5 protein-coding genes are annotated in these 16,477 nt (G+C 35.3%); all 5 read right to left on the bottom strand.

Annotation, left to right across the window (positions count from 1 at the left end; translation table 11 throughout):
- Nucleotides 1-111: 111 nt before the first annotated feature.
- A complete protein-coding gene (locus OCV48_RS07850; RefSeq protein WP_147591597.1) occupies nucleotides 112-3,558 on the bottom strand; it encodes an alpha-amylase family glycosyl hydrolase in 3,447 nt (1,148 codons plus the stop codon).
- 94 nt (nucleotides 3,559-3,652) lie between these two features.
- Complete coding sequence (locus tag OCV48_RS07845) at nucleotides 3,653-8,209, bottom strand: alpha-amylase family glycosyl hydrolase (RefSeq protein ID WP_262559423.1); 4,557 nt, start codon at nucleotides 8,207-8,209, stop codon at nucleotides 3,653-3,655.
- 372 nt (nucleotides 8,210-8,581) lie between these two features.
- Entirely contained in the window at nucleotides 8,582-12,439 is a 3,858-nt protein-coding gene (locus OCV48_RS07840) for an alpha-amylase family glycosyl hydrolase (RefSeq protein ID WP_147591595.1), read from the bottom strand.
- A gap of 260 nt (nucleotides 12,440-12,699) precedes the next feature.
- Complete coding sequence (locus tag OCV48_RS07835; RefSeq protein ID WP_262559422.1) at nucleotides 12,700-14,601, bottom strand: BspA family leucine-rich repeat surface protein; 1,902 nt, start codon at nucleotides 14,599-14,601, stop codon at nucleotides 12,700-12,702.
- A gap of 35 nt (nucleotides 14,602-14,636) precedes the next feature.
- Nucleotides 14,637-16,247 (bottom strand): SH3 domain-containing protein, encoded by a 1,611-nt coding sequence (locus OCV48_RS07830; RefSeq protein WP_147591593.1) that lies wholly within the window; start codon nucleotides 16,245-16,247, stop codon nucleotides 14,637-14,639.
- Between the last annotated feature and the right edge of the window lie 230 nt (nucleotides 16,248-16,477).

Raw genomic sequence — 16,477 nt, 5'->3', positions numbered from 1 at the left:
ACATTCTATTAATGTGTAATACATTTTATACAAAAATCACCCTGAATCTATGCATAAAGCATAAATTCAAGGTGATTCCTATGTAATAATTATTTTATTTATCTGTGATTATTATTTTTTATATTTGTTCTTTATCCATTTACCATCGGCATCTACATAGTATTTATTATTATCTACAAGTTTTGATTTAGCCATTGTTCCATCTGCCTGCACATAATATGTCTTGTTTATCCATTTAGATGTCTGCATTACGCCTGAGCCGTTGAAATAATACCATTTATTATTTATCTTAACCCATTTAGACTGCTGGATATTTCCTGATATATTGTAGTACCATTTGTTATTAATCTTAAGCCATTTTGTTGTCTTAACCCATTTACCATTACTATCCACATAATATTCATTATTATCTACTAACTGTGATGTTGCCATTGTTCCATCGGCTTTAACATAGTATTGTCCACCTATCCATTTTGAGGTCTGCATTACTCCGGATGTATTGAAGTAATACTTTTTGCCATTTATTGATTTCCAGCCTGTTACAACTTTTCCATTAGTATAATAATACCATGATGAGCCTACTTTCTTCCAGCCATTAGCTACATCAATTGTATTCTTTGTATACACATATATAACTTCAATTGTATTTTCTGTATATGTTCCCTTTGCATTAGCCGGTGTTGTCTTTAATGTATAACCACTGATTGTCTTAGCTTCTGTTGTATAAGATGAGCCGATTGTACCTGTTAATTTGTCTGTACCAAGTACATTTCCATCTGTGTCTTTATACTTAACATTTACTTCACCTTTAACTTCAATTACTTTGATAAATCCGCTTAACTCATAATATCCATTATTATGAAAATCAAGGTCATCAGTCTGATTAATTCCATCATTGAATATAACCTTCGTATTGCTATCTGTTATAGAGTGTTCATATACATATAATCCATCACCTAAGTCTGTCATAGCTGCACCAGGCCAGTCCTTACCAACTGTTGTATCGTTACTGTAGAAATAAATATTTATATTTCTTCCCCAGGCATCAGGTTTCTTAAAGTATATACCATTCTTAATAACAGGAATCTCTTTAGCTTCTACTTTAACTGTTAATGTAGCCTTGCAGCCATTATATGTAGTAACCGTAATAACTGCTGTACCCTCTGATACTGCTGTGATTTTTCCGCCACTTACTGTGGCAACTCCTGCATCATTAGAACTCCATATTACTGTCTTATTAGAAGCTGTTGCAGGAAGTACTGTTGCTGTAACTGTCTCTGTATCCCCTTCTGTCAGAGTTATGGATTTCTTGTTTAATGTAACAGAAGTCGGTTTAATTATATTAGGATTTTCAGACACTTTAACCTTAACAGTTGTAGTAAGTCCATTGACTGTCCTAGCAGTAATTACTGCCGAGCCTTTTCCTACTGCTGTAATCTTTCCACCACTTACTGTGGCTACTGTACTGTCACTTGTTGTCCATGAAACTGTCTTATTTGTAGCATCTTTAGGAGCAACTGTGGCTGTAATTGTTTCTGAATTGCCCTCTAAGAGCGAAATTGAAGTTTTATTTAATGTAATGCTTGTTGGATTAATAACATTAATATTTTCCTCGCCAATCAATTCAGCTTTACCACCATCTGTTAAGTAATCGCCATTTGTAATTACTCTTCCAGGAGCAGGAGTCTTTGCTGTATCAAGCACATATACTCTCATATTACCTTTACCTGATACATTAGCCGTAAGTGTTCCATTTGTTACATTTTTAACATCACCTGTAACTGCATCTACATATTTACCATTAGGTATCCCTGTAAATGTTGCACCACCTGAGATAGTTACAAGGCAGAAACTGTCCGTCTTATCATCTGTATAGCGTCTCTTGAATGCCATTGATCCTGAACAGCCATCTGTTGAATACTGACCTTTTCTAAGAGCAGGTATTGCCTGACGAAGTCTGTTAAGTCTCATAATATGCTGTGAAAGAGTAGAATTAAGTGTGTCCTTAACCGTACCACTTAAATTACCAAATACTGTGAAATCAGACGTATCAATATTACCCTCGATATTATCACCATAATATGCTCTACCTGTTTTAGATAATGGCATATTAGGTCCAACATCGATTGGTGAACCTGCCATAAATTCTATTTCACTACCATAGTAAAGACATGGAATACCTCTGAATGTAAACATTAATGAAAGGTTTTCTGCCCATGCATCTGTACCACCATTATATCTCTGTGTCTGACATTCATCAGGACCGTAGTCATGTGAATCTACATATACAACATTCCATGTTGAATCGTTAAAATATCTATCCTCTTTCAATGCTGTCTGAAAAGCACTGCTTGCTGTATTGAAACTCCAGTGCATCTGGAAATCAATTACATCTAATCCTGATTTTTCTGAATAATCAGGTGTATGATAATTATTACCATTAAGGAATGCATTTGTACTTGTTGGCTGATTATTCATATCATTGTGTTCATTATAATGTTTTTTAACCAACGCTTCATTTGATGCCAAATCATTACTCCACTTACCTGTCCATTCTACAGGATCATTCCATGTATAGAAACTCGTGGAAATAGGGGGATGTTCACGATACCATACATCATGTCCTTTAGTACAAACTTCACCAAACATATAGAAGTTATCGCCACCTGTTTTCTTAAATGCAGGTAAAAATACTGAATTTAATGTAAGCCTTGAAATATGTTTAACTGTATCAACTCGGAAACCATCAACACCCATGTTGATATATTTATTGTAACAATTTATCAGATAATTATATACTTTCGGATTCTCCGTCTCTAGGTCGAAGCAGTCATCTGCAATCGTTCTGTCCTGTGCTTCATAGTTATCCCAGTCACCACCACCACAGAAACCATTATGATGATAAATGTTTTCAGGATCATTAGAACCTATCATAACCGTTTGATTTCTCTCTTTATATATGTCACTTGTTAACTGAAGAAGGTTCTTCTCACCCCAGTTACATGTATGATTTAATACCACGTCCTGTATAAGCTTCATACCTTTGGCATGTACTGCATCGATAAGGTCCTGATATGTAACACCATTTGATTCATATCTCGTATCTACTGCGCTGAAATCATATGCATGATATCCATGATAATCATAACCTGACTTATTCTGTACTACCGGAGTAATCCATACAGCAGTAAAGCCTAACGCCTTGATATAATCTAACTTATCAATAAGTCCCTTGAAATCACCTCGCCATGATGGATCATTTTCAGGATTCTGTGCTTTTGCATCTTCTGAAGTACGCGCATTGTTACTTGAATCACCATCATAGAATCTTGTTACAATAAGAAAATAAATTGTTTCATCACGAAAATCTGTTCTTGAATTGGAATATATAACTCCTCTGTCTTCATTTGACAGCACTTCTGTTGTAGACGCTTCTGCTTTAACTTCTGAATCCCTAAACATCTGCAATCCATAGCCATTCGTCATTACCGTTGCTACTGCAAGTGTAACCGCCAAGACTTTTTTTGTCAAAGATGCGATTCTTTTCTTCTTTAACATGCCTTCATTCCTTTCACTCTAATATAGCATAAAGCAATCCTTAAAGATTACTTTATGCTATTTTCATTTTTTATATATTTAAGACTTCAATATACTATTTGTTCTTTATCCATTTTCCATCTGAGCCAACGTAGTATTTACCACCATCAACCCATTTAGAAACTGCCATCGTTCCATCTGCCTGTACATAATATGTTCCATCTATCCATTTAGATGTCTGCATTACGCCTGAGCCGTTGAAATAATACCATTTATTATTTATCTTAACCCATTTAGACTGCTGGATATTTCCTGATACATTGTAGTACCATTTGTTATTAATCTTAAGCCATTTTGTTGTCTTAACCCATTTACCATCGGCATCTACATAGTATTTATTATTATCTACAAGTTTTGATTTAGCCATCGTTCCATCTGCCTGTACATAATATGTCTTGTTTATCCATTTAGATGTCTGCATTACGCCTGAGCCGTTGAAATAATACCATTTATTATTTATCTTAACCCATTTAGACTGCTGGATATTTCCTGATATATTGTAATACCATTTGTTATTAATCTTAAGCCATTTTGTTGTCTTAACCCATTTACCATCGGCATCCACATAATACTTATTATTATCAACGAGTTCTGAAACTGCCATTGAACCATCAGCTTTTACATAATATGTACTGCTTATCCATTTAGATGCCTGCATAACGCCTGATGTATTGAAGTAATAATATTTACCATTAATCTGTTTCCAGCCTGTTACCTTCTTACCATTGCTGTAATAATACCAAGATGAACCAACTTTCTTCCAGCCTGTAGTAACACTTCCTGAACTTTCTACTGTATACTTCTTAGCACTTGTTACTGTGTTATTCTTTGAGTCTGTTACGACACATTTAATTGTGTAAGTACCCGCTGTCTGTGGTGTCCAGGATGTTGATGTTTCACCACTTCCTGTCTTAGTAGCTACTAACTTATTATTTACATAGTATTTATATGTATAGTTGGCTGAACCACCCTGTGCAATACCTTTTAATGTAAGAGCTGTTCCTGCTGTCTGTGGAGCTGAACGGTCAGCACCAAAATTTAATTCAAGATCGTCTGATGGTGGTACAATACCGCCTCCGCCAATCTGTGCAAAATCAGCTGTAATGATGTCGGTATCATCTTTCTCTGCCGATGTACTTGGATCACTTGAGTAATCCTTCATAGCATTGTCAAGCATTGATGCATCATATGGTATACAGTCAAGGGCTGATTCACCTCTTGTAGCAACTAACATTGCTTTAATACCTTTTGATGTAATTGTACTCTTTGTAATTCCAAGAGTTGAATATGGAATCTTAATCTCATAGAATGAGTCATATGTTATATTATGTTTTCCCTCTGAACCAACAAATGTCTTATAATCAACCCAGTCTGCTCCATTATTGAATATATCATCTGTTGAATCTGATCCATTAAGTCCCATAATCTTTGAACTTATGTTAGTTGTAGCCATCTTGTATTCAATTCCACCATCAGCAAATCCAACGCAGCCATCTTCATAGTCTGTATTACCATTTGCATCTACTGCCTTGAATATAGATGGTTTTCCTAAACCTGGTTTACCACTCATATAGAGTAATCTATCTACGTGCTGATTAAACTCTAGTCCCATCTTCCGACCCCAAATAGGTCCTCCTTCAGTGTTCTTGTTCGACATTGAAACTGAGTTCTCATCTACGCTGAGTGCAAGAATAAGTGGTACATCGAGTACTCGTCCGCCATCACTTAATGGACCATCACCTGATCTTGCCCATGTATCTGTTGTATTAACCATCTGCCATGCAACGTAAAGGTTTTCATCATCATAAGCTGCATATAATGCTGTAGTATCAAGCACACAGTTTTCGTGTCCACCCTTATAGTGGTTTGCTACATCCCATGCACCGCCTTTAGCTATAAGCATGCTTTCATCCCAATCAGATGCATCACCATCGATTGTGATTGTCTTCTCAACACCCTTCTTTCCATCAGGGTTAGTTGCATAAATGTTGCTTGCAAGTTTCTGTCCTGCTGTTACAACACTTGCAGTCTCATTTGTTACTGATAATTTACTTGTTTCTTCATTAACAGTTCCATTAAATTTCTTATTATATGTAAATGTATAACTCTTTGTCTTACCACTCGCATTAGTAGCTGTAGCTTTAACTGTAACTGTAGAATCTGCTACTTTACCTTGTCCAAGTACAACATTTGCTGAACCTGTAAATGTCTTAACAGGACCATTATCTACTGAATATGTACCTGATGTTGCATTACTTAATGTAAGCTTAATTGTCTGTGTCTCTGTCTTAAATGTAGAACCATTTGCAAATGATGTTGTGACTGTAGGATCACTACTTGTAACTTTTGAATAAATATATTTTACTGTGATTGTTGAAGCTGTATACTTTCCTGTTGCATTAGAAGGTGTTGTCTTTAATTTATATCCACTTACTGTTGCAGCAGAAGTTGTATAAGAAGCTCCTACTTTACCTGTTAATTTCTTAGATGTAGCTATTTCATTACCTGATTCATCTACGTATTTAACTATTACTGTTCCGTTCTCTGTTGTAGATGTCATCTTAGACCATTTGCCATCAGCATATAACCACGAACCTGATGATTCAAACAGAAGTCCCGGTTCCCGGTCATCCGGATAACGGTTAGCTATTGAATTATAGAAGACAACTCTTGGAGCCTTAATATTTTCAGGAATTGTATATTTATAATAACCTGTTGTTGAATCATATGTCATCTTCTCGCCAGGCCATTCTCCATTATTAACCATCTCTGTTGCTGAATCATATGCATAACAATATATATCTCCAGTCCAGCCTGATGGTACTTTTATGTATGCAATATTATCAGTCTTCTCTACTTTAGTAAATGTGTATGTAACAGGGTCTGATGTTGTCTTACCATCTGTTGCAGTAAGAACTATATCAACACTTTCGCCATATGCCATATCTGCACCAATTGTAATTGATTTAGCTGATGTAAATGTCTTAACTGACTGTGAACCAATCTTATATGTACCTGATATTGCATTAACTAAGTCAAGCTTAAGTGTTAATGTATCACTTGTAAACTCTCCGCCTTCCTGCGATATAGTTGCTTCAGGATCTAATGTAATTGGTTTCTTATTATAGACTACTGCAACGCCTGTGCTACCTATATTACCTGTAATCTTACCACCTGATACCTTGAACTCATTTCCTGATACCTGGTCCTTATATGTGCCATCTGCTAATAAATGTGTTTCAGCACCTGCAACATTCTTAGAACCACCACCAATGTTTACAAGAACAACACCACCTTGTACAGTATTCGAACCTCTTTCTACTAATACTACTGAACCGTCATATGATGACATATATTCTGATTTTCCACTAAAGTAGTTATGGAATTTATTAACTTCAACTACTTCTGAATCTTTCCAAGCTGTATTTGTACTTTTTGAACCCATCTTAGCTCCAGTGTCGCCCGGACGGATATAATAGAGTACTGCAAAATCTCTTGCAGCCTGAATAGCCCATGATCTGTTTATAACACTCTGTGAAAGCTTTGTTGAAGGACCTGTAAAGCCATCATTGGCATATGTATCGTGAGACTCAGCCCAGAGAACAATATTATCTCCTAACTCTCCTTTATATGTAAGGGAAGAATTTGCTGCTGCTCCAATATCATGATTATTTACGCCCCATGATGTTGCATTACCTGCTCTGTTATCTGTAACAGCAATATATTTCGTATAATTTGAAATAGCTGTTGCAGAATCATCAAGAATCTCACCATAGAGATAAACATCAGGTTTATATTCCTTAATAGCACTTGTAACATAAGGCCAGAAATCTGATGCTCCACCCGGATCACTTGGAAGTTCGATATGCTTAGCTGCATCGAATCTGAATCCGTCTGCACCAAGATCAACACATTCTTTTAATAAAGAAACAATTGCATTCTGTACCTTTTTACTTCCTGTATTAAGATCTGGCCAACCACCAAATCCCCAGGTTAAACTTGTTGTGTCTCCATTACGGTGCTGATTGCCATAATCGATTCTTGTAGAACCATTTAAATGCCAGCAACTGTCATCATCTCTGAATGTCGGATCATTCTGACTACAGATATCTCCTCTTGAGTTACCAATACTACCTGTATTGTTAGCCATATGGTTAGCAACAATATCTACAATAACCTTGATTCCGTATTTCTCAGCTTCATCACACATAGCCTTGAATTCCTCTTTCGTACCAAACCAAGGATGGTTATTAACCATACTAAGTGTTGTAGGCTGATATACTTTCCACCATGTTCCCTGTGTATCACCAGAACCTGCATCCTTAGGCATCTGCACAGGTGATGTCTGTAATGATGTATAACCTGCTTTTGCAATCTCAGCCATACTGTTCTTTATCTCATTGTACGACCAGTTCCAACAATGAAGTATCAAACCATCACAGGCTTTATCCAATAAACCATATTTGTTTGACGAAGCCGCTACTGTCTCAGAAGTCTGTGCTATTACTGCTTCTGATGCATAACTTTTCATTTCCGGTATAGTTATACCTGTCATTAACATCGATACTGATGTAACTACCGCCAGAAATGATTTCATAAATCTCTTCTTCATGATAATCTCCATTTCTTAATTAATAATGTTTACTTAACAACTTTTCATTAAAATGCACTTAACATTCTCTACATAGTCCACCCTCCTTTGTCACGTTCTAGGATCGATACGTCTCGATAGGGACTATTATATATGCTGGTATATTAAATTTCAACAAGATTTTAAGTTTCTGGAACATGTATGCGAGTTGTTTTTTGGCATATAATGGTGCCTTTTTAGTAAATTTTTAGAATTTTGTATGTATTTCATAAATGTATAGGATTATTTTTATAACCTTTTAGATAATAAAATATCCTCTATATTATAGAATTAACTTGCTAATTAATTCTTATTAATATAGAGGATATTATTGTTTAAGTCATTAGACGGATATTATTTGTTTTTAACCCATTTTCCATCTGCGCCAACGTAGTATTTACCACCATCAACCCATTTAGAAACTGCCATTGTTCCATCTGCCTGTACATAATATGTTCCATTTATCCACTTAGATGTCTGCATAGCACCTGATGCATCAAAATAGTACCATTTACTATTTATCTTAACCCATTTAGATTTCTGGATATTGCCAGATACATTGTAGTACCATTTGTTATTAATCTTGAGCCATTTTGTTGTCTTAACCCATTTACCATTGGCATCTACATAGTATTTGTTATTATCTACAAGTTTTGATTTAGCCATTGTTCCATCTGCCTGTACATAATATGTTCCATTTATCCACTTAGATGTCTCCATAACACCTGATGCATCAAAATGGTACCATTTACTATTTATCTTAACCCATTTAGATTTCTGAATATTGCCAGATACATTGTAGTACCATTTGTTATTAATCTTGAGCCATTTTGTTGTCTTAACCCATTTACCATTGGCATCTACATAGTATTTGTTATTATCTACTAACTGTGATTTTGCCATTGTTCCATCTGCCTGTACATAATATGTGCCATTTATCCATTTTGATGTCTGCATAACACCTGATGCATCGAAGTAATACCACTCACTGTCTATCTCTTTCCAGCCAACTGTTATAACATCTCCGCCTGACATCTTATATGTAAGCTCGCCAGATTTCAAGTCATCTCTATTAGCTGATACGTAAAGTACATCTGTACTCTTTAATGCAGTTGCTACATTGACTTTCCATACACCTGTTATCTCATCTGTTACAGCTGTATAAGTCTTATTATTTAATTTAACTGTTACTTTTGAGCCATAAGCTGCCTTACCTGTTATTGCTTTAGAACCTGCAGATGCCGAACTAATAGATGGTGTTGCAAGTACCAATGCTTTCTTAGCATTTATTATATTATTATATGTAGTCTCTACTTCAGTAATATCTGCTTCTTTCTCACCTAATGCCACTAACTTGTCTGCCTGTGCAATATAGCTATATAATTTCTTATATGAAGCCTGTGTATAATCTGATACTGTAAGATTCTTAACAGCTCTTGCTTCTTTTCTTAATAAAGTATATTTTGATTCAATTACAGGAGTCTTCTCTATATCATACTTAGTATTATCGGCGCTCTTAATTGTTATCCATGCCTCACTTGTAATTCCAGTAATATCACCTGTTCTGTTTGAGCTTCCACCATCGCCAACTATACAGTTAAGTGATGACACACCCTCTTTAACAAATGTATACCAGCCATCCGCATCAGGATTACTTAACTGCTTACCAGGGAAACCACCATTGTAGCTGCCTGAATTGTCCCAAACATATAAGAAAGGTGCAACATCTGAATATGGTTTAATATGAATTGTTACTGTATTCTCTACAACTTCAACTGATCCACCATTGATCTTTGTTGTAAAGTCAGAAGCTACATTAACTGTAACTTTTCCCTTTAATCCTGTTATATCTGATGTCTGTCCAGAGCCACCATCATTAATAATTACATTATATGTTGATATATCCTTAGCAAATTCAAATGTATAGTAACCATCCGAATCTTTCTCTGTTAACTTAGTTCCTGGCCATGCATCTGTTAATGCTGTTGAGGCGCCAGTCCATGCATAGAGATATGGTGCTGAACCATTTGCCATCTTAATTCTTATAATATTATCTTCTTTTTCTTCTTCTCCACCGCCGCCTACGTCTTCATTTCCATAAGCTTTATAGAATGTAGCCTTACCATTGACTACGCCCTTTTCATTCTCGGCTGTATACGAAACTGTTACTGTGTCGCCTTCATAAGCTGTCGCACCAATTGTAAATGAATCACCATCTTTAACAATAAATTTCTTAGCTCCATCTACAGATATAACTGCCTGTTTTGTATCTTTAAGGCTTACTGTAACCTTCTGTGTTCCTTTGAATTTAGCTTCACCATTAATTGTAACTAATGGTTTTCCATCAGGGTCCTGAACAAGAACTGTTCCATTTGCACCACTGTTAAATGTAACTTTTCCGTCTGTAACTACTGCCGATGATGAATCATAGTAGTTAACAACTCTGTCGCCATCTTTCCATACATTGCTGACATCCATTGTAACTTCTGTATTAGCTGCTGCAGCGATACAGAATGCAACTCTGTCTTTAATATTTCCACTTTCATATGTTCTTGTAAATGCATGTCCTGAACTTGTTGTTATAGTAGTATTCTGACCAGCACCTACTGCAATATGGCTATTTCTGAATGTTCCGACTTTCTGCCAATGTGATAAAACGGTTTCATCAATTGAATCCCAGTTCATATCACTTCTGAGTGAATGGCCTGCACCACCATTTCCATCAAATGGGATGCTATCAACTAATCCTCTGTTTGTCTCATCACCATAGTAAATCTGTATTCCACCTGGTAATAATAAAAGTGCCGAACCAAGGTATACCATATTACCACGAGCTAATGTAGAGTCGTGTGATGACATATATGATAATACATTAAAGTCAGGTGTGTCATTAATTGCTGTTGCATATCTTGCATATACTGATTCTATTCTACCTTCAGCCAACATTCCGCCGCCTGTTGTCTCGAAGTTAATCATAGAGTCGAAACCACCCTTTGAATAATATGCGTCATTATCTACACCATGATCCCAACATTCACCAGTCATCCAGAAATCAAGGTCATCTAATTTCTTATCAGGGTTATTCGCTTTCCATGTCTTAAGAGCCTCTGTACACATATCATTAAGTCTCTTCCATGATGCAAATTCAACGTGTTTAGCTGTATCACATCTGAAACCATCAACACCATACTCACGTACCCATGTTGATAACCAGTAAGAAATGCAGTTTGTAACCGTCATATCATAGCCATGTGAACTAAGATAGCTCTTAAGTTCTGCTACTTCTGAATCATAACGTCCCTCTGATTTCCATTTCTTCTCAAGGAATGCAGGGATACCAACTGTTGCTGTTGATTCTGTTCTGAAGTCAGGTAAGCCGGCAAGCGACATTGTGTAGCTATCTCCGCCACCCGCTGTGTAGCCTGGAAGTCCTGCTCTTACCCAGTCAGAGCCCCACCATTTTCCCCATGCCACAGCATCTGCCTCGTAATCAATGTAACTATGGTAATCTTTATTATTAACATTAGTCATTGAATAGTAGTAGTCTTCCCAGCCACTTTTAACACTACCAAAGCCATATTCATTCATATCGTATAAGCTGTTATAACCTGCATGGTTAAGAACGATATCCATTACGACTCTTATTCCATGTTCATGTGCTGTATCTACTAATTCTTTGAACTCGTCCATTGTACCAAAGTTAGCATCAGAATTAGTATAATCAAGTACATAATATCCATGATATGAATAATGTGCAAAACTTGGTGAACCATCACCACCTACTATGTAACCATGAATCTGTTCGTATGGTGCACTAATCCAGATTGCATTAACACCAAGATTATTGAAATATCCCTCTTTGATTGACTGTGTTACACCTTTAAAGTCTCCACCATGGAATGTTCCCCTGTCATCAGAAACGTTAATTACATTTCCGTTTTTATCCAGTCCTCTATTGTATGAATGGTCATTTGATGTATCACCATTTCTAAATCTGTCTGTAAGCAAGAAGTATACAGATGCATTGTCCCACGAAAACGTATCTGCATTTACCGTCCCTGTTTCTGCCGCTTCTGCAACGATACCATTCGATATGTTGCCTGTTATTCTCTTTGATGATAATGTCAGACTATCTAGGAACCCTGTTCCGACCATCACCGTTGCCATCATAAATGATGCGCATTTCAAAGTTAAATTTTTTAACTTTTTCATAAAATAATGTCCTCCTTTTAACATAATTTTCACAAATTTTATAATTAAAAAAAATGCAAACTCAATACACAATCAATCTTATGTGTTTTATTCACAATTTTTTTATTATAAATCTACTTTTTTTGTGCTACATTTCCATAATAACACGCAAAAAGTAGATTGTCTATATAATTTTGATAGAAAATGAAATGAAATGTGCAGGATATATATGACACACTCTTTCATACCCCTTATCCAGTTGATATCAACTATGTTCTATTTTATTTCTTTGCACCTTTAACCCATTTACCATCAGCATCTACATAGTATTTGCCATTATCTACCCACTCCGATACTGCCATTGTTCCATCAGCTTTAACGTAATATGTACCGCTTATCCACTTAGAGGTCTGCATTACTCCGGATTTATCGAAATAATACCATTTTTTGTTGATACTTACCCATTTTGATGACTGCATTACTCCTGATTTATCTACATAGTACCATTTATTGTTTATTTTTATCCATTTTAACTTCTGAATTACTGATTTAGAATTAAAATAATACCATTTGTCATTAATCTTCTGCCAGCCTTTCAGTTTCTGCCATTTACCATCAGTGCCTACATAATATTTACCTTCTACTATTTCAGAAATTGCCATAGTTCCATCAGCTTTCACATAATATGTACCTTTTATCCATTTAGATGTCTGCATTACACCTAATTTATCTACATAGTACCATTTATTATTTGTTTTTATCCATTTTAATTTCTGTAAAACACCATTGCTGTTATAATAATACTGTTTGTTATCAACTTTCTTCCAGCCTGCTTTACTAACTCCTGCAAGCGTAAAATATCCCGGATTAGTTGAACCACCATCTATATGGGCATATTCTTTTGATACCTTATCTTCTGAATACTCTGTACCTTTTTCACCCACAAGCTTTCTTGCTCGCAAAAACATTTTTGCATCATCTGTTACATTATTTACATTAAATTTATTACTAACAATTATTTTCTGTAAATTAATGCACTCTTTAAACATATAACTCATATTTGTTACTTTGTCTGTATTAAATCCCATAAGATTTAACTCTGTAAGATTCATACAACCACTAAACATATAACTCATGTTTGTTACTTTGCTTGTATCAAAATTGCTTACATCTACATTTTTTAAGTTATTACACATCTGAAACATAGCATTCATATTGATTACACTACTTGTATCAAATCCAGCTACGTTTATGTTAGTCAATCCTTTGCACATATTAAACATATAACTCATGTCTGTTACTTTACTTGTATCAAAATTACTTACATCTATATTTGTCAGGCTTTGGCATTTTTGAAACATTCCACTCATATCGATTACTTTGCTTGTATTAAATCCTGATACATTTAACTCTGTAAGATTTATACAATTATCAAACATATAACTCATATCTGTTACATTATTTGTATTAAATCCTGATACATTTAATTTTGTCAGACCTTCACATGCTTCAAATATACCATTCATATCGGTTACTTTACTTGTGTCAAATCCTGATAAATTCAAATTTGTTAAGCCTTTACATGCTCTAAACATATCATTCATATCTATTACATTGCTTGTGTTAAATCCACTTAAATCAAGGCTGCTTATTTTCTCACACCATTTAAACATAGCCGCCATACTTGTTACTTTACAAGTATCAAAACTACTTACATCTACGTTGCTTAATGAACTACAACCAATAAACATATTTGACATATCTATCACATTTTTCGTTTCAAAATTTTTAAACTCTACTTTTGTTAAAGAATCCAGATTAGAAAACATAGCCTTACATGTATCCGGCTGCATTTTCACATTATTCATGCTTACTACATAATATCTTGTTCCTATTCTAAATAACTGTACTGAACCATCTGTACCTACACTAATATCTGTACCTTTCAGAGTATTAATCTTAGAAGCAACGTCTGTAGGCAGCTCTTTTTTAGACATAAAATATATCTCTGTAGCATCATTTGAAATTGAAGTTCTAAATACCCATTTATCAAAAGTTGCCATCTGTTCTTCTGCTGCACTTACCTCCATATCGTTTAAAAACGCTATTCCAACAAATACGATTGCAATTGCAATAACCGCCATAATTGTGTTCCTTATACTTTTAATGATCTTCTTATTCATATATAAGTCCTCCATTCTTTCTCATTTGTTATATTCTATTTTTTAGCACCTTTAACCCATTTACCATCAGCATCTACATAGTATTTGCCATTATCTACCCACTCCGATACTGCCATTGTTCCATTGGCTTTAACGTAATACGTACCGCTTATCCACTTAGAGGTTTCCATAACTCCATTTGCATCTAAATGATACCATTTGTTATTTATGTATAACCATTTTGATAACTGCATCACTCCTGATGTATTAAAGTAATACCATTTATTACTCAGTTTCTGCCAGCCTGTCTGCATTACTCCATTGCCATCTACATAATACCATTTATCATTAAGCTTCAACCATTTTGCGGTCTGCATTACGCCACTGCCATCTACATAGTACCATTTGTTACTTGTTTTTATCCATTTTGAGTTCTGCAGGATACCATTATTTTCAAAATAATACCATTTATTGTCAATTTTCTTCCATCCCGTTATCTTATTACCATTTTCATAATAATATTTTGAGCCTGATTCTTCATGCCATCCATCTGTTATCTCTGTATTTTCTTCGATATTCACCTGTTTTGTTCCTAAGAATACATTCTCTCCGCCGCCAATATTAATTGCATAGACGTATACTGATTGTAGTCCTGTATAATCTGTATATATTTTCTCGGAATAACCATGGTTATCACCCACACTATATACTTTATTAACATCTGGTCTGTATCCGTTTGCGACTATAGTATGACATGGTACTCCCGAACCCGCCGGACCACCTATATAAACATCTATATATATCGAGGTTGATATGTCATCTGAATCAAATGCCCAGCCACGTACATCTACGCTTCCGACACCACCACTGATACTGTCAATTGTTCCTTTTGGATTATTGTATTTTTTCTTAAGATATTCCATAGAACAATATCCGCTATAGCCATTCCATTCTACATGAGCCCATGAACCATTTCCTTTGGTTACCTTTACTTCAGTCGCCTCAGGAATAGTTGTAATTATCGAATATCCGGTACCATGTCCACTTCTCATTATCAATGATGAGTCGTCAGTATTAACAACATATGTCCCTGCGTATGATGTTGAACAATCACAGGAATTTGATGCAACATTTCCTGAATACCTTAAAACACCACCCCACGGCTGTGATGAGCTGTAATAATATGATGTAACTGAAATCTCTTTGCCTGTCTGATCCCCGGGTTGTGGATATCCATAATCTGTATGTGCACCTACAAGTTGCCCATTTCCTATGTATAATTCAGTATGTACTCCTTCACACAAAAGTATATCGCCTCTTATTAATTTAGACTTGTCTCCTATCTGGCTCCAAGGTATCCATATAAAACCATGCGTTGTAAAATATGAACGCATATTTCCGGTATAACTCACTTTACTTGTATCAATATCTGCTCCTGCATTTTTAAATGCCTGGATTATAAAAGATGAACAGTCGTAATCAGGTCCCCATCTGTTTACCTGACTATATCCATGCGAATTGTCATTTGCAATTTTCATCGCCCATGTTATCGCTTTGTCTACAATTGAAGAATCTGCTCTTACTGATATAGGTGCTGATATCAGCATCGTGCCGGACAATACTAATGCCAGAACTGTAGAAATAATTTTCTTAAATCTGTTTCTCATGTATTTTAACCGCCTTTGCTTTTCCGAAATCTATATATGCTTATTATAACACTAAAATATGATATATGTATTGTTATTTTGATAATTATTTTAAGGTTTTTTCAGATTTCGGCATATTTCCGTCAGTCTTCACGTAATAGGTATTGCCAGTCCATTTTGATTTCTCAATAATTCCATCTTTGTAAAATAGTACCATTTACTGTCGATATCCTGCAAGCCTGTCTGCTTTA

Source organism: Bovifimicola ammoniilytica, assembly GCF_025567085.1.
Lineage (GTDB): Bacteria > Bacillota > Clostridia > Lachnospirales > Lachnospiraceae > Bovifimicola > Bovifimicola ammoniilytica.
This window is presented reverse-complemented; position numbering and strand designations above follow the sequence as displayed.